This is a genomic window from Pseudomonas sp. P5_109, from assembly GCF_034009455.1.
Taxonomy (GTDB): domain Bacteria; phylum Pseudomonadota; class Gammaproteobacteria; order Pseudomonadales; family Pseudomonadaceae; genus Aquipseudomonas.
Window position 1 is genome coordinate 4,816,041 of record NZ_CP125380.1, and the last position, 20,636, is coordinate 4,836,676.

16 protein-coding genes are annotated in these 20,636 nt (G+C 60.2%); 9 read left to right on the plus strand and 7 right to left on the minus strand.

Going from position 1 to position 20,636, the window contains the following annotated elements; all coding sequences use genetic code 11:
• Positions 1-262 precede the first annotated feature (262 nt).
• The 3 genes from QMK54_RS21455 to ampC all read left to right on the plus strand — a co-directional run bounded on the left by QMK54_RS21455 (position 263) and on the right by ampC (position 4,334).
• Positions 263-1,609 carry an MFS transporter gene (locus QMK54_RS21455; protein WP_413787344.1) on the plus strand — a complete coding sequence of 449 codons (1,347 nt, stop codon included), beginning with the start codon at positions 263-265 and terminating at the stop codon, positions 1,607-1,609.
• A 24-nt stretch (positions 1,610-1,633) separates the two neighbouring features.
• Positions 1,634-2,977, plus strand: a complete 1,344-nt coding sequence (gene gudD, locus QMK54_RS21460; protein ID WP_320401296.1) for a glucarate dehydratase — start codon at positions 1,634-1,636, stop codon at positions 2,975-2,977.
• Positions 2,978-3,158: 181 nt separating this feature from the next.
• Positions 3,159-4,334 carry a class C beta-lactamase gene (gene ampC, locus QMK54_RS21465; RefSeq protein WP_320401297.1) on the plus strand — a complete coding sequence of 392 codons (1,176 nt, stop codon included), beginning with the start codon at positions 3,159-3,161 and terminating at the stop codon, positions 4,332-4,334.
• Positions 4,335-4,563: 229 nt separating this feature from the next.
• Here ampC and QMK54_RS21470 read toward each other — a convergent pair whose 3' ends face one another.
• From QMK54_RS21470 to QMK54_RS21485, 4 genes are all read right to left on the minus strand, one after another.
• Positions 4,564-4,911 (minus strand): DUF6124 family protein, encoded by a 348-nt coding sequence (locus QMK54_RS21470; RefSeq protein ID WP_320402939.1) that lies wholly within the window; start codon positions 4,909-4,911, stop codon positions 4,564-4,566.
• Between the two features lie 630 nt (positions 4,912-5,541).
• Positions 5,542-6,096, minus strand: coding sequence for a DUF4174 domain-containing protein (locus QMK54_RS21475; RefSeq protein ID WP_320401298.1), 555 nt, complete (start codon positions 6,094-6,096; stop codon positions 5,542-5,544).
• 246 nt (positions 6,097-6,342) lie between these two features.
• Positions 6,343-7,128, minus strand: a complete 786-nt coding sequence (locus tag QMK54_RS21480; RefSeq protein WP_110659362.1) for a sulfite exporter TauE/SafE family protein — start codon at positions 7,126-7,128, stop codon at positions 6,343-6,345.
• A 219-nt stretch (positions 7,129-7,347) separates the two neighbouring features.
• Complete coding sequence (locus tag QMK54_RS21485) at positions 7,348-8,097, minus strand: hypothetical protein (protein WP_320401299.1); 750 nt, start codon at positions 8,095-8,097, stop codon at positions 7,348-7,350.
• Positions 8,098-8,316: 219 nt separating this feature from the next.
• On the opposite strand from QMK54_RS21485, the gene QMK54_RS21490 reads away from it, so the two are divergent.
• A complete protein-coding gene (locus tag QMK54_RS21490) occupies positions 8,317-9,138 on the plus strand; it encodes an aldo/keto reductase (protein ID WP_320401300.1) in 822 nt (273 codons plus the stop codon).
• A 29-nt stretch (positions 9,139-9,167) separates the two neighbouring features.
• Positions 9,168-9,638, plus strand: coding sequence for a DUF1810 domain-containing protein (locus QMK54_RS21495; protein ID WP_110659365.1), 471 nt, complete (start codon positions 9,168-9,170; stop codon positions 9,636-9,638).
• Here the strand turns inward: QMK54_RS21495 and QMK54_RS21500 are convergent.
• Positions 9,603-11,963: a DNA polymerase II gene (locus QMK54_RS21500; RefSeq protein ID WP_320401301.1), complete on the minus strand. Its 2,361-nt coding sequence runs from the start codon at positions 11,961-11,963 to the stop codon at positions 9,603-9,605. The genes QMK54_RS21495 and QMK54_RS21500 overlap by 36 nt on opposite strands.
• Positions 11,964-12,277: 314 nt before the next feature.
• On the opposite strand from QMK54_RS21500, the gene QMK54_RS21505 reads away from it, so the two are divergent.
• The gene (locus QMK54_RS21505) at positions 12,278-12,718 is read left to right on the plus strand and encodes a CBS domain-containing protein (RefSeq protein ID WP_103395338.1); all 441 of its coding nucleotides are present in this window, start codon (positions 12,278-12,280) and stop codon (positions 12,716-12,718) included.
• A gap of 176 nt (positions 12,719-12,894) precedes the next feature.
• Here the strand turns inward: QMK54_RS21505 and QMK54_RS21510 are convergent, their stop codons facing one another.
• A complete protein-coding gene (locus QMK54_RS21510) occupies positions 12,895-13,518 on the minus strand; it encodes a glutathione S-transferase (protein ID WP_320401302.1) in 624 nt (207 codons plus the stop codon).
• A 261-nt stretch (positions 13,519-13,779) separates the two neighbouring features.
• On the opposite strand from QMK54_RS21510, the gene QMK54_RS21515 reads away from it, so the two are divergent.
• The gene (locus QMK54_RS21515; RefSeq protein ID WP_110659368.1) at positions 13,780-14,142 is read left to right on the plus strand and encodes a hypothetical protein; all 363 of its coding nucleotides are present in this window, start codon (positions 13,780-13,782) and stop codon (positions 14,140-14,142) included.
• A 1,085-nt stretch (positions 14,143-15,227) separates the two neighbouring features.
• Here QMK54_RS21515 and QMK54_RS21520 read toward each other — a convergent pair.
• The gene (locus QMK54_RS21520) at positions 15,228-16,322 is read right to left on the minus strand and encodes a DUF1615 domain-containing protein (RefSeq protein ID WP_223595544.1); all 1,095 of its coding nucleotides are present in this window, start codon (positions 16,320-16,322) and stop codon (positions 15,228-15,230) included.
• 280 nt (positions 16,323-16,602) lie between these two features.
• Here QMK54_RS21520 and QMK54_RS21525 point away from each other — a divergent pair, with 280 nt between their 5' ends.
• Together QMK54_RS21525 and QMK54_RS21530 are read left to right on the plus strand one after the other, a co-directional pair.
• Positions 16,603-18,813, plus strand: coding sequence for a TonB-dependent siderophore receptor (locus QMK54_RS21525; RefSeq protein ID WP_320401303.1), 2,211 nt, complete (start codon positions 16,603-16,605; stop codon positions 18,811-18,813).
• Positions 18,814-19,005: 192 nt separating this feature from the next.
• Complete coding sequence (locus QMK54_RS21530; protein ID WP_320401304.1) at positions 19,006-20,541, plus strand: FAD-dependent monooxygenase; 1,536 nt, start codon at positions 19,006-19,008, stop codon at positions 20,539-20,541.
• Positions 20,542-20,636: the final 95 nt, after the last annotated feature.

The following is a 20,636-nucleotide window of genomic DNA, read 5'->3' on the forward strand; positions in this document are numbered from 1 at the left end:
GGGCTATGGAATCGTAGCACCGCGCCTGCCGGGAATCCTGAAAAATCTCGCTCAGCTTGTATGACAACACTCAAGAACAAGCCCATCTCGAGCCACAAAACACGCCAACCAACACAGCACAAAGCATAACAATCCACCTATACAGCACTATTTTGTTGGGTCAACGTGGTTGCACGATGAAAAAATCTAGTTGTATGATGTCTATCAACAACGCAGCACTCAGCTTCACCCCGCATAAAAATAACGAGTGGGAGAAAACGCAGTGAATACATCCATCTCCGGGATGCACGACGACGCCAGTCCAGCGCTGAAGTCGGCCATCGCCAAAGTCAAACGTCACGTCTTGCCGCTGTTCGTCATCATGTTCATCGTCAATTACATTGATCGCGTGAACATCGGTTTCGTCCGCGCCCATATGGAACACGACCTGGGTATCGGTGCTGCCGCCTACGGCCTGGGTGCCGGGCTGTTCTTCATCGGTTACGCGCTGTTCGAAGTGCCTTCCAACATCCTCCTGCAAAAAGTCGGCGCACGTATCTGGCTGACCCGCATCATGCTGACCTGGGGCCTGGTCGCCGCGGGCATGGCGTTCATCCAGAACGAAACCCACTTCTACATCCTGCGTTTTCTGCTGGGCGTGGCCGAAGCCGGGTTCTTCCCCGGGGTGATTTACTACTTCACCCGCTGGTTGCCCGGCGTGGAACGTGGCAAGGCAATTGCCATCTTCCTCAGTGGCTCAGCGCTCGCGTCGTTGATCTCGGGCCCGCTGTCCGGGTTGCTCCTGCAAATCGAAGGGCTGGGCCTGCACGGCTGGCAGTGGATGTACTTCATCGAGGGCATGTTTTCGGTGGGGTTGTGCGTGTTCGTCTGGTTCTGGCTGGACTCCAGGCCCCATGACGCCAAATGGCTGAGCCGCGAAGAGCAGGACGCGCTGGTCAAGGCCATCGACGACGAACAACTGGCCCGTGAAGCCGCCACGCCGATCAAGCCGTCGCTGGGCAAATTGCTCAAGGATCGCCAGATCATCCTGTTCTGCCTGATCTACTTCTTTATCCAGTTGACCATCTATGCCGCGACCTTCTGGCTGCCGAGCATCATCAAGAAGATGGGCGACCTGAGCGACATCCAGGTCGGACTGTTCAACTCGATTCCGTGGTTGCTGTCGATTGTCGGCATGTACGCCTTCGCGTCCCTGTCCGCCAAATGGAAACACCAGCAAGCCTGGGTCGCCGCCGCGCTGCTGATTGCGGCCGCCGGGATGTTCATGTCCACCACCGGCGGGCCGGTCTTCGCCTTCGTTGCGATCTGCTTTGCCGCGCTGGGCTTCAAATCGGCCTCGTCGCTGTTCTGGCCGATTCCCCAGGCCTATCTGGATGCGCGAATTGCCGCTGGCGTCATCGCGCTGATCAACTCGGTGGGCAACCTCGGCGGCTTCGTTGCGCCGACCACTTTCGGCCTGCTCGAAGAGCGCACCGGTTCCATTCAGGGCGGGCTGTACGGACTGGCCGCGACCTCGATCATCGCCGCCATCATCGTCTTCGCCGCTCGCAACACACCGAAGCCCGCACCCGCCGTGGCGCAGGGCAAGCCCACGCCCAACCACGCCTGAATTGCGCTTTTTAAGGATTGGAAAATGAACGCACAAGACACTGCAAAAGCCCCGATCATCACCAGCATGCAAGTGGTTCCGGTCGCCGGCCACGATGGCATGCTGCTCAACCTGAGCGGCGCCCACGGCCCGTTTTTCACTCGCAACATCGTGATCCTCAAGGACAACGCCGGCCACACCGGCGTCGGCGAAGTACCGGGGGGCGAGCGCATTCGCCAGACCCTCGAAGACGCGCGCAGCCTGGTGGTCGGCAGCCCAATCGGTACCTATCAGAAGATCCTTAATCAGGTACGCCAGACCTTCGCCGACCGCGATGCCGGTGGCCGCGGTTTGCAGACCTTCGACCTGCGCATCACCATCCACGCCGTCACCGGCCTGGAAGCCGCCTTGCTCGATTTGCTCGGCCAGCACCTGGACGTACCGGTGGCCGCCCTGCTCGGCGAAGGCCAGCAGCGTGATGAAGTGAAGATGCTTGGCTATCTGTTTTATGTCGGTGATCGCCAGCAGACTGACCTCGCCTACCGCAGCGAACCGGACGCCGACAACGACTGGTTCCGCGTGCGGCATGAGCAAGCCATGACCGCCGAAGGCGTGGTGCGTCTGGCCGAGGCCGCCCATGCCCGTTACGGTTTCAAGGATTTCAAACTCAAGGGCGGCGTACTCAGTGGCGATGCCGAAATCGAAGCGGTCACGGCCCTCGCCGAACGCTTCCCCGATGCACGCGTCACCCTCGACCCGAATGGTGCCTGGTCACTGCAAGAAGCCATCCGCCTGTGCCGCGATCAACACCACGTCCTGGCCTATGCCGAAGACCCGTGCGGGGCGGAAAACGGTTACTCGGGACGTGAAGTCATGGCCGAGTTCCGCCGGGCCACGGGCCTGAAGACCGCGACCAACATGATCGCCACCGACTGGCGCGAGATGGGCCACGCGATCCAGTTGCAATCGGTCGACATTCCCCTGGCCGACCCGCACTTCTGGACCATGCAAGGCTCGGTGCGCGTGGCGCAGATGTGCCACGAATGGGGCCTGACCTGGGGTTCGCATTCCAACAACCACTTCGACATTTCCCTGGCCATGTTCACCCATGTCGCGGCAGCCGCGCCGGGCGAGATCACGGCCATCGACACCCACTGGATCTGGCAGGACGGCCAGCGCCTGACCAAGGCCCCGCTGCAAATCGTCGACGGCTGCGTGCAGGTACCGCAGAAACCGGGGCTGGGGGTCGAACTGGACATGGATCAGGTCGCCAAGGCCCACGAGCTATACAAAGGCATGGGCCTGGGTGCGCGGGATGACAGCGTGGCGATGCAGTTCCTGATTCCCGGCTGGAAGTTCGATAACAAGCGGCCGTGCCTGGTGCGCTAGTCTTCTGTTCAACCCTGTGGGAGCGGGCTTGCTCGCGAAGACGGCAACACGTCCAGCATCAATGTGACTGATAGACCGCTTTCGTCGGAACGCCGCCTGGAGCAAGCCCGCTCCCACTGAAATTTGGCTTGGTCATCGGCGACGGGGTTTAATGACCGCTTTGAATAAAACGGTCAGCCCAATGAGATTCCATGCAACGAAGAAGGACCAAACCGGTACCGTCCGACCAACAATTCTGGCGGCATGTTTAGCATTGTTCGCTACTACCCCGTGTTCTGCCCTGGAAAATGTCGAGACAGTGGTGAACGCCGCTGTACAACCGGTGATGCAAGCCGAGGGCATTCACGGCATGGCCGTGGCGGTCACCGTGAACGGCCAGGCGCACTACTTCAACTATGGCGTCGCCTCGACAGAAACCGGCAGCCCTGTCACGCAAGACACCCTGTTCGAAATCGGCTCCGTCAGCAAAACCTTCACCGCCACCCTCGCCGCCTACGCCCAGGCCACGGGCAAGCTGTCGCTGTCGGACAAGGCCAGCCAGGTCCTGCCGGCCTTGCGCGGCAGTGCGTTCGACCACATCAGCGTGCTGCAACTGGGTACCTACAGCGCTGGCGGCCTGCCGCTGCAATTCCCGGCTGAAGCTGATTCGGCCGACAAAATGCTCGGCTACTACAAACAATGGAAACCGCTCTACGCCCCCGGCAGCCACCGACTGTATTCGAACCCCAGCCTCGGCCTGTTCGGCTACCTTGCTGCGCAAAGCATGGGCCAGCCGTTTGATCAGCTGATGGAGAAAACCCTGCTGCCGAAGCTGGGCCTCAAGCACACCTACGTGCATGTGCCGCCGGACCAGATGGCGCTGTACGCCCAGGGCTACAACAAGGCGGACAAACCGGTACGGGTCACTCCAGGTGCGCTGGATTCCGAGGCGTACGGGGTGAAAACCAGCGCTGCGGACCTGCTGGGCTTTGTCGACGCCAACATGAAACCGGCGTCTCTGGAAAAGCCATTGCAGCAAGCCCTCGCCTTGACCCATAGCGGTTACTACACCGTTGGCGATATGACCCAGGGCCTGGGCTGGGAGATGTATCGCTATCCGATCACACTGGATCGCCTGCTGGACGGCAACTCCACGCCGATGGCCATGCAGGCGCATGAAGTCCAATGGCTGAACCCGCCACAAGCGCAGACGCAGGACATGCTGATCAACAAGACCGGTTCAACCGGTGGCTTTGGCGCTTACGTGGCGTACGTGCCATCGAAGGACATCGGCATTGTGATTCTGGCTAACAAGAATTATCCCAATGCGCAGCGGGTCAGGATTGCTCATCAAATTTTGAACGCACTGACTCAATAAGCCTTGCCACCTTCTCCATAGATAAGGGCGACCTCTAGAGGTCGCCTTTTTTTGGGGCTTTCACTGGCCTGGAGGTCACTTCATTTTCCGCGTGGTCCCTTGTAGGAGCCGGCTTGCTGGCGATGGTCGTTAACGATAACGCGTGTGAACTGAATAAACGCGGCGCACTTGAGTCCATCGCCAGCAAGCCGGCTCCTACAGTTTTCCGGGAATGCATGAAGAACCTTTTTTAATTTATCGGCACACCTTCGGGCGGGTCGATATTGTCCAGCGCGCGGTTCACCAACAATTCGCCCACCACTGCCAATTGCTGAATCGAAAGCGCCACATTGCGGTTGGAGCTTTCCAGGTTACAGGCCAGATCAGTGACCAGAACGTTCAATGACGCGAGGGTTTCACAGGCGTGGCATAGCAGCGTTGGGGTGTCGACGTTTGGGAGAATGGTGAAGATGTGGCTGACCGGGTCGGTGTTCTTGGGGTTGCGCAAGCGAGCGCTGACGGCGGGTTCGGTGATGTCTGACAGTGGTGAATCTGAGTCGGATGGGTATTCCGGGGGATTCGGACTTAACTTTTTCATGAAGAAGTACCATTGGGGATTATTGAGAAAACTACCCATCTCACTTCCACATGAGGGTGGCAGCTGTACGCAGGTGTGGAAGTCCAGGTCAATCCACCAAAACCCGGTGCACTCGAAAGTGCTCCCGCGCACAGCCGCCAAAACGCGGCGATGTTGACATAAAAAATGTCGATTTGCGCTTTAGGGGCATAGGTAGATGGCTTGAACCAACGGACTTCCACATCCGACCGCTGATTTGCAGCGGCTCATGAAGATTATCGGTACGGCCCAATGGGCACCAGTTCACGGGGTGCGCCACGCTATGCAGGAAATTTCCGACGCGATTGAAGTCCTTTGCCTACGCTCGATTTTCTGAGCATCTAGTTACAAACACCTTTTTGCTCATGACCGTTGTGATGCAGGTGAAACCGTTGTATCTAATGGACCTCCCAAGCCTGCGAACGGCATCGGATCAATCCGTGGCCGGGAATGTGCATATCGGCAAACTGACCGACATCCGTGATGCTTGAGTCTGGTGATATCCATTACAACGCCCTTCGAGGGTCAGTCGGTTTGAATACTTGAGCGCAGCTATCGCGAGCATGCTCGCTCCCACAGGTTAATTGCTCACCGCCAAAATTCAGTGTCAGTTCAATCATCCGGCATTTCAGGCGGTTTGGTCGGTTTCGCCGTTTTGCTGTTTTTTGCCGGTTTGGTGCCTTTGGCAGCCGGCTCGGCTTGAGTCGTAACGGGAGCGGCCACGGTCGCCGTGAATTCTTTCTCGGCCGCCGGCAATTGATCGACAGCGCTGAAAATCTCGTCGAGCTTGATAGTGTCCGACTGCTCCAGTTTCTTCTCGCCATCCTTGCCGACCAGGATCACCTTGGTCTTGGCACCGGCACCCAGCTTGAGCGAACGGATCAGCGCCGCCGTGTCTTGTGGCCCGATGTCCTTGCCATCGCGCTGGCCCATCAGGTTGAGCACCGTATAGAGCACCATGCTGCGATCGGTGAAACCCTTTTTGTTAGCCGGCTCATCCAGCGACTTTTTCAGGCTGACCCAGGCCGGATCAACAGTACTCGGAGCGATGACGATCAGAGGTCGGGCCCTGCCCTTGTCCATGTCCAGCGGTGAGTCGCCATCAGCGGCGAATAATGGGCCGGCAATCGCCAGCAAGGTAGCCAGGGTCAGTGACCTGATGAGCATGCGCATCTCCTTTTTGATATCCACGCTCTAATGATTGCGCATCACGGCGATCGTTCCGGGTGACGTGCCGCAAATATTCTTCGCCTTGTCCCAAGCTTAGGTCAGGGCGGTCATTGCGCAACAGGTCGGGGTTATCTCAGGACAGGCAGAGTTCAGAACAGTGCAAGGCTTGAGCCGGTGGCAAGGGGCCGGACAGGCACCGACTGGACATTGCTCCCGCGCAGGAGGCTGGCGTAACAAACCGGATCAGAACGCCAGCTTGTAACCGATCAGCAACAGCATGGTCGCCAGGCAAGGGCGCAGCAGTTCGTCGGAGATGCGCCCGGTCAGGTGGCTGCCCAGGTAAATCCCCGGCAACGAGCCCACCAGCAAGTAACCCAATACATGCCAGTCCATGTTGCCCATGCTCGCATGGCCAAGGCCTGCAACCAGGGTCAGCGGCACGGCGTGGGCGATTTCAGTGCCTACCAGGCGGCGGGTCGGCAGCATCGGATAGAGAATGAACAGTGCCACGGTGCCCAGTGCACCGGCGCCAATGGACGTCAGTGCGACCATGGTGCCGAGGACCAGGCCAGTGATGACCGTCAGGACATTGAGGCGCGACCCGCTGGGGTTGTAGTTGCCGCCAGCACGTTTGTGGGCGAAATCCAGCAGACGTTTCTTGAACAGAATCGCCAGCGCCGTGGCGAACAACACAAAGCCGAGGGCCTGCTTGATGATCGCGTTCATCGCATCGGGGCTGGAGTGCAAGCTGCTCAGGAACCACAACGTCAGTGCCACCGCCGGCACGCTGCCAAGGGTCAGCCAACCGGTAATCGCCCAGTCGATGTTGTTGTTCTTGCGGTGCACCAGTACACCGCTGGATTTGGTGATGGCGGCGTAGAGTAAATCAGTACCGACCGCCGTCGCAGGGTTGATGCCGAACCATAGCAGGATCGGGGTCATCAATGACCCGCCACCCACGCCAGTCATGCCGACGATAAAACCCACCACCAATCCGGCAACGACCAACCCGATGTTCACTAAATCCATGAATACGTCCACAACGATCGCAGGGAAAATCTGGCCCGCAGCATAGCGATATTTCTTATAACCAGTTATATCGATACGATCTATCTTTATGCCTTGAACTCAATCCCCCCCTGTGGGAGCGGGCTTGCTCGCGAAAGCGGTGGGTCAGTCGATATTTATGCTGCCTGACACTACGCCTTCGCGAGCAAGCCCGCTCCCACAAGGGAATAGGTCTCGTGTTCACTGCACCGGCAGGAAATTCAGGAACAGCAAACTCTGCGCATAATTCAGGCCGATGCGCCGGTAGCGTTCGTCGAGCATCTGGGTCAGCAGGTCCAGCCGGGCGACGATCTTGCCGAATTCGACGGCAAAGCTCAGGTTGCTGCCCTCCTCCGAGATTTCGTTGGAGAACAGCAAGGGCTGGCCCTCTTTGTTCTGTCGCTGGCTGAGGATCCAGGTAGCGATCTCGATGTTGCGCGCGGCGTTGCTGACGAAGACCGGGTTGATCGTATCGGTCATGTAGAACTCGAGGCGATTGCCATGGGCGGTCACCAGCATGCTGCCGATGGCATAGATGAACGCCCCGACCCGATCGCCGAGAAACTCCGGGCTCATGGCGAAACGCAGGGCCGCAAGGTCCTTCTTCCCGCCCAGGGTCGGTAATGGTTGCTGCAATTCGATAGCCATGCGCACTTGCTTGCCGGCGGTACGGGCATCGAGGAAACCGGACTTCTTCAGCTCATCGGGGTTGCGCAGGTAGAGCTTGCCCATCAGCAGGTAGAGACTGTCGAGGTTGTCGCGCATGGTCAGGGTGGCCATGCGGTCGACGCTGGTTTGCAGGAACTCCTGGGGTTTGCCTTCGCGCATCTGGGTGATGATGTCGCCGCCTTGCTGCTGGCTGCAACCGGTGACGAAGAACATCGACAGACCTGCCAACAACAGGCAAAGACGGTGGATTTCTGTGGTGATCGTGGGTGAAACTCGAGCCATGGGTTCTTGGACTTGGGCATGGGCCGACGGTGGGGATCGCCGCAGGCTGCCAGGGATAGAGCCGGACATTTGGAAAAAGTGCAGTCTCGGCGCAGAGCAATCGATCACTGGCAAGGTGCGGCTCAAAGGATTGCAGCCCGCGGCAAGCCCTGCTGGGGAACCGATGGACTATTCTGCTGCCCACTGAAATAACCATCGGCATTCATGAAGGAGGTTTGCATGCGCACGCTTGAATTGGCTGGCACCCAGATCCCGGTTATCGGCCAGGGAACCTGGCAGATGGGTGAAGACCGTTCACGGCACAGCGAAGAAGTCGCGGCATTGCGCCTGGGTATCGAACTGGGCATGACCCTGATCGACACCGCCGAAATGTACGCCGAAGGCGGTGCCGAGGAAGTGGTCCGCGATGCCATCGCCGGTCAGCGCGACAGCGTCTTCCTGGTCAGCAAGGTGTACCCGCACAACGCCAGCCGCGAGGGCATTCCCCAGGCGTGCGAGCGAAGCCTGCGCAGGCTGGGCAGCGATTACATCGATCTGTATCTGCTGCATTGGCGCGGCCAGTATCCCCTGGCCGAAACCGTCGACGCCTTCGAACGCCTGCGCGAAGCCGGCAAGATTGGCCGTTGGGGGGTGTCCAATTTCGACCTCGACGACCTGCAGGAACTGGATGCCCCCGCCTGCGCCACCAATCAGGTGCTCTACAATCTGGAGCAGCGCGGCATAGAATTTGATTTGTTGCCCTGGAGCCAACAGCAGCGGCTACCGGTCATGGCTTATTGCCCGATCGGCCAGGGAGGAAAAATGCTCGCCAATGCCACGCTCAAACAGGTGGCCGCCCGACACGACATGACGCCGGCACAAGTCGCGCTGGCTTGGATTCTGCGTCAGGACGACGTGATCGCCATCCCCAAGGCGGTCCGTCCCGAGCATGTGCGGCTCAATGCCCAAGCTGCCCGATTGCAGCTTGACGCCGGGGATCTGGAGGCGCTGGACCAAGCGTTTCACGCGCCACAACGCAAGCAGCGGCTGGCCATGGTCTGAACCACCGCAGTCTGTCAGAGAGCTTCGCCATGAGAAGCACCGACCACCTGGATCCATTCAACCTGCAACGGTTTCTCGAGGCTCAGGACCCGGTGTTCGACCGGGTTCAAACCGAGCTGAACAACGGGCACAAGCGCAGTCACTGGATGTGGTTCATTTTTCCGCAGTTTTCCGGGCTCGGCGGCAGCGAGATGTCGCGCCACTTTGCCATCCGCTCGCGGGAGGAAGCCCTGGCCTACCTTGAGCATCCTTTGCTGGGCGCCCGCCTGCGCACCTGTACCCAGGAAGTGCTGAACATCAGGGAGCGCTCGGTGGCCGGGATTTTCGGTCACCCCGACGACCTGAAGTTTCACTCCTCGATGACCCTGTTTGCCCAGGTCGCCGCCGCCGACAGCCCTTTCCAGCAAGCCCTGAACCAATACTTCCACGGCATCCTGGATGACTGGACCTTGTCGCTGCTGGACTCAAAACAGGCCCAGTTGCCCCCCAATCAGGGTTGAGAAGTCATCGTCGACAAACGGCAGTATCGCGTCCGCCACCGGTTGCAGCTGCCGGGTGATGTAGTGGTCGTAATCGATGGGCGCGCTGCGTACTTCCAGCGGTTCAGGGCCGGCAACGGTGATCACGTAGCTGATCCAGCCGCCATTCTGGTATTGCCGTGGACGGCCCTGGCGGTCGTTGTACTCGTCGGCCAGGCGCGCCGCGCGCACATGGGGCGGCACGTTACGCTGATAGTCATCGAGCGTGCGCCGCAGGCGTTTGCGGTAGATCAACCGGTCATCGAACTCACCGGCCAGGGTCTTGCGCACGTAGTCACGCACATAATCCTGATAGGGCTTGCGCAGGAAGATCCGCGAGTACAGCTCTTGCTGGAACTGCCGGGCCAGCAGTGACCAGTCGGTGCGTACGGTTTCCAGGCCTTTGTAGACCATTTCGTCGCTGCCATCGTCCCGGGTGACCAGCCCGGCATAGCGCTTTTTACTGCCTTCTTCGGCGCCGCGAATGGTCGGCATCAAAAAGCGCTTGTAGTGGGTTTCGAACTGCAACTCGAGAACGCTCTGCAAGCCGTACTCCTGTTGCACGTGCTCGCGCCACCACTGATTGACGTGCGCAACCAGCGCATGGCCGATCTGCGCCGCTTCCTGCTGGCCATGGGCGCGGCGTAGCCAGACGAAGGTCGAGTCGGTGTCGCCGTAAATCACCGCATGCCCCTGGGCTTCGATCAACTGGCGGGTGCGCAGCATGATTTCGTGCCCGCGCAAGGTGATGGACGAAGCCAGGCGCGTGTCGAAGAAGCGACAACCGCTGGAGCCGAGCACACCGTAGAACGCATTCATGATGATTTTCAGTGCCTGGGACAGCGGTGCGTTGTGTTCGCGCTTGGCGGTTTCCCGGCCTTCGGCCACCCGGGCGACGATGGATGGCAGGCAATGCCGGGTGCGCGAAAAGCGCGCACCACGAAAACCCGGCACCGACTCGCTGCCGTCCGGGTGCTTGAGCCCTTCGATCAGCCCCACGGGGTCGATCAGGAAGGTGCGGATGATCGACGGATAGAGGCTCTTGTAGTCGAGCACCAGCACCGATTCGTACAGTCCCGGCTGCGAATCCATGACAAAACCGCCGGGACTGGCTTGCGGCGGCTTGCCACCGAGGTTCGGCGCAACGAAACCCTGACGGTGCATCAGCGGCATGTACAGGTGAGTGAATGCCGCCACCGAACCGCCCATGCGATCGGCCGGCAGACCGGTGACGCTGGCCCGCTCCAGCAGGAAGGTCAGCAACTGCGTCTTGGCGAAAATCCGCGTGACCAGTTCGCAGTCCTTGAGGTTGTATTTGGCCAGCGCCGGTTTGTCCTCGGCGAACATGCGGTTGATTTCGTCCATGCGCTGGTACGGGTTGTCGATCGACTTGCCCTCGCCGAGCAGGGTTTGCGCGACGTTCTCCAGGCTGAACGAAGGGAAACTCCAGGTCGCCGAGCGCAGGGCCTCGATACCGTCGATGATCAGGCGACCAGCGGCTGACGCGAAGTAATGGTTGCCGCTGCCGTGTTCGCGCCACTGCATTTCCTCGCCGCCACGCCCCAGTTTCAGCGGCACCGCCAGGCGCCGGGCGTGTTCGTGAAGCACCCGCAAGTCGAACTGCACGACGTTCCAGCCGATGATCGCGTCGGGGTCGAAGCGGGCGAACCAGTCATTGAGTTTTTTCAGCAAGAGGGTCCGCGAATCGCAGTATTCGAGCTGGAAGTCCACCTGGTCAGCGTCGCCATTGGGCGGACCGAGCATGTACACCTGACGCTCGCCGCAACCTTCCAGGGCGATGGAATACAACTCGCCTTGGGCGGTGGTCTCGATGTCCAGGGACACCAGTTTCAGGCCCGGCCGGTAATCGGGATCGGCTTTCATCTGCGCGTCGAGCAGCAGGCCTTCGGCATTCGGCGTGCCACTGAAACGCACCGGCGCGGTGATGAAGCGCTCCATCATGTAGCGTTCCGGCGGCCGCACGTCAGCTTCGAACACCTCGACACCGGCCCGGCGCAGCGCGGTTTCCAGACGCATCAACTGGCCGTGTTGCTGGCAGTAAAGACCGAGGACCGGGCGATGTTCGAAATCCAGCAGGGCCAGGGGTTTTAGCTCGACGTTCTTCTCGTCGTGCAAAACGCTTTCGGCCGCCTGACGCTGCTCGACAGGGATGAACGCCACCGACGGTTGATGAGGCAGGCGGATGCGCCGGGGACCGCTGTCGGTCGCCAGCCAGAACTCGACTTCCGTACCGCCCGGGGTATCGCGCCAATGCCGGGTCAGGACGAAGCCCTGCTGTAAATCCACCACTGCAAACCTCGAATCTGATTCAGAGGGTGATTCTACCCGTCATCAGTCGCGATAGCGCGTTTGCAGACACCGCCCCTGTGGGAGCGGGCTTGCTCGCGAAGGGGCCAGCACATTCAACATACTTGTTGGCTGACAATCCGCTTTCGCGAGCAAGCCCGCTCCCACAGGTAATCCGTCGGCCTTGAATGAGGGGATTGCCAAAAAAAACTGCCGAATGGCGTTTTTTGCGTGTTATCTGCCGCTTTCGCCCTTGCCCTGAAGGCTTGCGTCTACGATTCTTCAAGAACAACGACAACCCCCGAGTAACCACCATGAAAACCGTCGCCCAACTGCTCAAGCTCAAAGATCAGAAGAACCAGGAAGTGCACCAGATCAAACCCGACCACATGGTGCTCGAAGCGCTGATGAAGATGGCCGAGAAAAACGTCGGCGCCTTGCTGGTGGTGGACAATGATGAAGTGCTGGGCATCATCAGCGAACGGGACTATGCACGCAAACTGGTGCTGCACGGCCGCTCTTCGGTGGGCACGCCGGTGCGCGACATCATGGTGTCGCCGGTAATTACCGTCGACACCCATCAAACCGTGGATACCTGCCTGGGCATCATGTCCGATAGACGCCTGCGCCACTTGCCGGTGGTCGAAGGCGGCAAACTGATCGGTCTGCTGTCGATCGGTGACCTGGTCAAGGAAGCCATTGCCGAACAGGCGGAGCTGATCAAGCAGCTGGAGCAGTACATTCGCGGGGAGTAAGTCCGGACACTTTACACTCCACATGTGGGAGCGACCTGTGGCGAGGGGGCTTGCCCCCGTTTGAGTGCGCAGCACTCACAAGATCTTCGATACATCGGAAATTTTGGGGCTGCTTCGCAGCCCAACGGGGGCAAGCCCCCTCGCCACAGCCCGCTCCCACATTGGGTTTTGGGTGTTCAGGCTGGCCAATGCCGGGCAAACACCGGTGCCAACGCCGGGTGGCGGTCGATGCGTTCCAGCCAGGCGAAAAAACCTGGCCGCGCATTGCGCAAATGTTCCCGACTGCCCGCCCATCGCGAGATCACTGCCGCCAGCACGTCGAGCGCCCCTGGTTTTTCGCTGCCCAGATACAGCTCGCCCGAGAATTGATCGGCAAACACCTCCCAGCTCCAGTGCAGGCGCCGGCGGGCGCCCTCCATGAGGTTCTGCCTGGATGACTCATCCGCCTCGGCCAGCCAGCGCTCGGGGTAATCCATGATGCCGATGGCCGCATAACAATTGCTGACGATGTACGCCATGCCGCGAATGGCCTGGGCCCGTTCGGTCGGGTCGGACGGCAACAACCCCGACGCGGGAAAGCTCAGCCCGAGGTGAATCAGGATCGCCGCGCTCTCGGTCAGGACGCCACCATCAGGCAGCTGCAGGGTCGGAATCTGTTTGAGCGGGTTGAGCTTCTCCAGTGCCAAGGCCGCCTCCGCGGACGTTTCGACATCGATGAAGCGATAAGGAATATCACAGAGTTCAAGGGCGGCTTCAATGGCCGCGGCCCCGGAGTTCTGATTGCCGTAGAGCTGGTACATAAACGTCTCCTTGCATACCTCGATCTCTGCCGGGCCACATCGACCGTCGCCGCAGAGGTACACGCCAGCTATGCAGTGTAGAAGCCACCGCCCGCCACACAGCGGCCATCCGACGACCGCACCATCACGCTCACCAGAGGTATGGCTTCACACCTATCATTGCCGTCGATGTTCACCATCATCTCAATGAAGTTCTCTTAAAAAATCCCCGGCGTAACATCTGCTCCATACCAACCCATAAGCACCCCGGAGCACACCATCATGAAACGCCAGACCCTCCTCAGCATCGCTTTTTCGGTTTTCGCAGTTAACGCTTTCGCCGCTACCTCTGCTCAACCTGTGGTCGCTGAAGGCGGCTCGGATCGTCTGATTGAAAGCCGTGTGGCCGAGGGTGGTTCCGATCGTTTGATCGAGAATCGTGTGGCCGAAGGTGGTTCGGATCGCCTGCTGGAAAAACGTATCGCTGAAGGCGGTTCCGACAAACTGCTGCAAAACCGCGTCGCTGAAGGCGGTTCCGACAAACTGCTGCAAAACCGCGTCGCTGAAGGCGGTTCCGACAAGCTGCTGCAAAACCGCGTCGCTGAAGGCGGTTCGGATCGTCTGATCGAAAGCCGCGCTGTCTGAATGCAGTGCTTGACCGCAGGACTCAATGAAAACCCGGCCTCACCGCCGGGTTTTTTATGCTTTTTTTGGGGGGCTTTCACTGGTTATTTTCAACGTGGGCATGACCCCTTGTAGGAGCTGGCTTGCCAGCGATGGTCGTCAACGATAACGCGCGTAAACCGGATAAACGCGGCGCACGTGAGTCCATCGCCAGCAAGCCGGCTCCTACAGTTTGGCGTTCACATCATTTCGACCAGGACGCAGTCACCTGTAGGAGCTGGCTTGCCAGCGATGGTCGTTAACGATAACGCGTGTGACCGGGATAAACGCGGCGCACGTGAGTCCATCGCCAGCAAGCCGGCTCCTACAGTTTGGCGTTCACATCATTTCCACCAGGAGGCGGTCACCTGTAGGAGCTGGCTTGCCAGCGATGGTCGTCAACGATAACGCGCGTAAACCGGATAAACGCGGCGCACGTGAGTCCATCGCCAGCAAGCCGGCTCCTACAGTTTGGCGTTCACATCATTTCGACCAGGACGCGGTCACCTGTAGGAGCTGGCTTGCCAGCGATGGTCGTCAACGATAACGCGCGTAAACCGGATAAACGCGGCGCACGTGAGTCCATCGCCAGCAAGCCGGCTCCTACAGTTTGGCGTTCACATCATTTCGACCAGGACGCAGTCACCTGTAGGAGCTGGCTTGCCAGCGATGGTCGTTAACGATAACGCGTGTGACCGGGATAAACGCGGCGCACGTGAGTCCATCGCCAGCAAGCCGGCTCCTACAGTTTGGCGTTCACATCATTTCGACTCGGACGCGTTCATTTGTAGGAGCTGGCTTGCCAGCGATGGTCGTTAACGATAACGCGCATGAACCGGATAAACGCGGCGCACGTGAGTCCATCGCCAGCAAGCCGGCTCCTACAGTTTGGCGTTCACATCATTTCGACCAGGACGCGATCCCTTGTAGGAGCTGGCTTGCCAGCGATGGTGGTTAACGATAACGCGTGTGGGCTGGATAAACGCGGCGCACTGGAGTCCATCGCCAGCAAGCCGGCTCCTACAGTTTGGCGGTAATCCGTGATGAACCTTTTTTTCCCGCCGCTCTTACTTCCCTGCCCGCGCCATGCAGCGCTGGTAACGTTCATCGACCCGTTTGGCGAACCACGCGGTGGTGAGTTTGCGGGTGATTTTCGGGCTTTGCAGCACGATCCCCGGCAATACCTCGCGGGGTAGCGGCCGGCCCTCGGCCTTTTCAGCCAGTTCGAAAACCCGCCGATAGAGTTTGCTGTCTTCGAACGCCAGAGTTTTCCCCTCCTCCAGCTGCTCACGGATCGTCGGATTGCGCATGTCCAGTTGCTTGCCAAGGGTACGCACGGCCAGTTCCGTGGTGCCGGGCATGATCGAACCGTAGCGCACCAGGTCGCCATCCAGCGCCAACGGGATACCGGAAGCCCGGCTCACCGCGTTCTGAAACGCGGCATTGCGGCTGGCGTACCAACCCGCGTTGAAGTCGGCAAAACGGTACAGCGGCTGTGGGTAGCTCACCGGATACCCGAGCAGATGCGCGATGCCGAAATACATGCCGCCGCGCCGGGTGAACACCTCGTGGCGAATCGAGCCCTGCACCGGGTACGGATAGCCCTTGGCCTGCTGCTCGGCAAAATCGATGCTGACCTGCATCGGCCCACCGGTATGCACCGGGTTGAAGCCGCCGAACAGGGTCTTGCCCATTGGCACCATGCCGATGAAGTCGTCGAAAATGGCGCTCAGTTCCTTTTCGCTGCGCGCGGCATTCAGGCGGTCGCTGTAGCTTTTGCCGTTGGGTGAATCGAGCTTTAGCGCACCACTGACCAGCAACCCGGGAATGTGAGCCCTGGCGGCGCGACGGTCGATCTCGTCGCGGGCAATCTTGCCCAGCCCCGGTACGCTCGGATCGACCTGGAAGGTCGACTCCTGTTCGGTCACGGCCAGCACCGAGCACAGGTTTTGCGTGGTCGGCGAGATATCTTGCGCGGTGAACGCCACCTGGATATCCGTGGCCCAACCCTGGGGATCGGCAGCTTTCGCCGGCAGCAAACGCACAATCTCGGCCTTCACCTGGGCCGGATTGCGCGCCGCCGGTTCCTGGGTCCGTTGGCTGCCGCAACCGGCCAGTACCAACAAAGCGGCGATGCTTGAGATCAATCGATTGGCTTGCATGTCGTTCCATCTAGTCCATTGGTCCGGCTTAACCATACGAGCAATGGCATGGCACAGGCTATGACCGTGACCACAGCTTGCTTTCATTGGCCGCTGAAACAGCCCTGAAGCCCCGTTATCCGACATCTGCACTGGCAGAAAATGCCTGTCTGGCTTGCAGAAAACGCATTGTACGATGTTACTGAGAACGACTACCATTTGTGCCTGGAGTCGCATTTGCGCAAGGGGTTCCCGCGCCGCCCCTTTTCCCCATCGGCCGCGCGCCGCCCAGGAACGAAACATGACCCTTCCAGCCCGATTCCGCGTGCCTTTTCGTCCGACGCTACTTGCCCTGTTTTGCTCCTTGTCCTTGACGGCCCATGCCGCAACGCCCGAAACAACCGGGAGCCAGGGCAAACCGCTGGTGCTCGGCGACGTCAATGTCAACGCCCAGGCCCCGACACCGTCCGACCTGCCCCCGGTATACGCTGGCGGGCAGGTCGCACGCGGTGGTCAACTGGGTATCCTGGGCAACCAGGACATCATGGACGTTCCGTTCACCATGACGTCCTACACCGAAGAGCTGATCCGCGACCAGCAAGCCGAAACCGTCGGCGATGTGCTGCTCAACGATTCCTCGGTGCGTCAGGCTTCCGGTTTTTCCAACCAGGCCCAGACCTTCATGATTCGCGGCCTGCCCCTGAACGGCGATGATATTTCCTTTAACGGCCTGTACGGCATCCTGCCACGGCAGATCATATCCACCGATGCCCTGGAGCGCGTGGAAGTGTTCAAGGGGCCGAACGCCTTCATCAACGGTGTCACCCCGACCGGCTCCGGCATCGGTGGCGGCGTCAACCTGCAACCCAAGCGGGCCGGTGACGTGCCGCTGCGACGCTTCACCACCGACATCAGCGACGACGGGCGTATCGGCGAACACCTGGACATCGGACAGCGCTTTGGCGAGGACAACCGCTTCGGCGCCCGCCTCAACCTGTCCCAACGCGAAGGCGACACCGCCATCGACGATGAGAACCAGCGCTCGAAACTGTTTGCCCTCGGCCTCGACTACCGCGGCGATGCGCTACGCCTGTCCGGCGATTTCGTCTATTCGAAGGAACGCGTCAACGGCGGCCGCAGCTCGGTCAACCTTGGCGACGCCACGCACATCCCCGATGCGCCCTCTGCCGACACCAACTACGCGCAGAAGTGGGGCTTCAGCGAGATCGAAGACACCTTCGGCATGCTGCGCGCCGAATACGACCTCAACGACAGCTGGACCGCCTATGCCGCTGCCGGCGCCAAGCACACCCGCGAAGTCGGCAACTACGACTCCACTACCCTGGTGGGCAACGATGGCAGCTCGATTACCAGCGGCTCGTTCATTCCCCACGCTGAAGACAACACCAGTGCCATGACCGGTCTCAATGGCCGCTTCGCCACGGGTCCGGTGACCCACAAACTCAACTTTGGCCTGGCCGGAATCTGGACCCAACAGCGCAACGCCTTCGATTTCGACCTGACCCAGTACCCGAACAACATCTACCACCCGATTGACGTTCCGGCGCCAGCGGGCGGCTTCTCCGGCGGCGACCTCGGCGATCCGGGCATCACCGGCAAAACCTTCATGCGCAGCGCCGCCGTGTCCGACACCCTGGGCTTTATCGATGATCGCCTGCTGGTCACCCTGGGTGTGCGCCGTCAACAGCTGGTCGTTCAAGGGTACGACTACAACACGCAGAACCGAACGGCCAACTACGACAAATCGATCACTACGCCGGTGTACGGCATCGTGTTCAAGCCGTGGGACCACGTGTCGTTCTATGCCAACCGTATCGAGGGCCTGGCCCAAGGGCCGACGGCCCCGACGACCACTGGCAACCGGGTCGTGGTCAACGGCAATGAAGTCTTTGCACCGGCCCGTTCCAAACAGGTTGAAGCCGGTGTCAAAGTCGACATGGGCACCTATGGTGCGACCCTGGGTGTGTATCGCATCGAACAACCGGCTGACGGCTACACCCAGGTCATCGACGACACCACCGCCGTGTTCATTCATGACGGTGAACAGGTCAACAAGGGTGTGGAGCTCAATGTGTTCGGCGAGCCCATCGACGGCCTGCGCTTGCTCAGCGGTGTAACCGTGATGGACACCGAATTGAAGAAAACCCAGGACGGCCTCAACGACGGCAATCGAGCCATCGGCGTACCGAGCTTCCAGTTCAATGCCAGCGTCGATTGGGACGTACCGGGCGTGCCCGGCGTAGCCCTGAATGGACGCATGTTGCGCACCGGCGGCCAATACGCCGACGCGGCCAACAACCTCAGCCTGCCGGCCTGGAACCGCTTCGATGCCGGCGCGCGTTACGCCTTCAAGGTCCAGGAAAAGGACGTGACCGTGCGCTTTAACGTGGAAAACGTCGCCAACAAGAGTTACTGGGAATCGGCCCAGGGTGGTTACCTGACCCAGGGCGAACCGCGCACGGCGAAATTGTCGGGGACCATCGATTTCTGATTGAGGTCCTCCCTGCCCTGTACCTTTACCTGTAGGAGCGAGCTTGCTCGCGATGAACGAATGGGCGCCGCGTTAATCCTGAAAGTACGCGTTATCGTTGACGTCCATCGCGAGCAAGCTCGCTCCTACAGATTTCCCGTTGAGCGGTGAGAGTGGACCATACTTGTCCTACCCAGCGAGGAGGACAGGATCATGCACAGAAGCGACGTGTTGATCATCGGCGCCGGCCCGACCGGGCTGGTCCTGGCGTTGTGGCTCTGCAAACTGGGGGTTCGCGTGCGGATTGTCGACAAGGCCTCGGCGCCCGGTACCACGTCCCGGGCGCTGGCCGTCCAGGCGCGGACGCTGGAGCTGTATCGCCAGCTCGGACTGGACGATGCCGTGGTGCAACACGGCCATCAAGTAAAGGCCGGTAACTTCTGGGTCAAGGGTGAGCCCGTGGCGCGCCTGCCCCTGTCTCAGATCGGCGAGGGCCTGACGCCCTATTCGTTTCTCGAGATCTTCCCCCAAGACGAACACGAACGGCTGCTGATCGAGCGCCTGCAAGCCTTCGGCATCTCGGTGGAACGCAACACCGAACTGGCAGGCTTCGAGCAAACCGCAGACGGCATCACGGCCACGCTGCATCTGCCCGACGGCCAGCAGGAAAGCTGTCAGGCCTGTTACCTGGCCGGGTGCGACGGAGCGCGGTCGATTGTGCGCAAGACCCTGGATACCGGATTTCCCGGCGGCACTTACCAGCAGATTTTCTACGTCGCCGACGTGCAGGGCAGCGGCCCGGCCTTCAACGGCGAACTGCATGTGGATCTCGACGAGGCGGACTTCCTCGCCGTGTTCCCGCTGGCAGGCAGTGGTCGCGCGCGCTTGATCGGCACGGTGCGCGACGAGCGCGCCGAACACGCCGAGACCCTGCGTTTCGAGGACGTCAGCAGCCGGGCCATCGAGCACATGAAGGTGAAGATCGAGCAATTGAACTGGTTTTCGACCTACCGCGTGCATCACCGGGTGGCGGACCACTTTCGCAACGGTCGGGCGTTTTTACTGGGCGATGCTGCCCACGTCCACAGCCCGGCGGGCGGCCAGGGCATGAACACCGGGATTGGCGACGCCATCAACCTGGCCTGGAAACTCGCGGCCGTATTGAGCGGCGGCGCCGAGGCCAGACTGCTCGATACCTATGAAACCGAGCGCATCGCGTTTGCCCGCAAACTGGTGGCGACCACCGACCGGGTCTTCACCTTCGTCACCGCCGACGGGCCGATTGCCGATCTGCTGCGTACACGCCTGGCCCCGTTCCTGATACCGAAAATGACCTCGTTCGAAACCTCCCGCCAGTTCCTGTTTCGCACGGTGTCGCAGATCACCCTGAATTATCGTGGAATGCCGCTGAGCACGGGCGTTGCCGGGCATGTGCATGGCGGTGATCGCCTGCCCTGGGCCCATGACAGTGAGGGGGATAACTTTGAATCGCTGAAATGCCTGACCTGGCAGGTGCATGCCTATGGCGACACCAGCGACGAGATGATCGCCTGGTGCCAGGAACACCATCTGCCGTTGCATGTATTCGACTGGCGTCCGGCGTTCGAAATGGCGGGCCTGGGGCGCAACGGCTTTTATCTGTTGCGACCCGATACCTATGTAGCGATTGCCGAGACGTGCTCGGACCCGAAAGTGATCGAGCGGTACTTCCGCGATCACGGGATCCGCTCGTTTTTTGGCACGTCCTGACTCAACACAGATCCCCTGTAGGAGCGAGCCTGCTCGCGATGGTCGTAAACGATAACGCGCATTGTCTGAGTAATCGCGTTGCCCTTGCGTTTTTC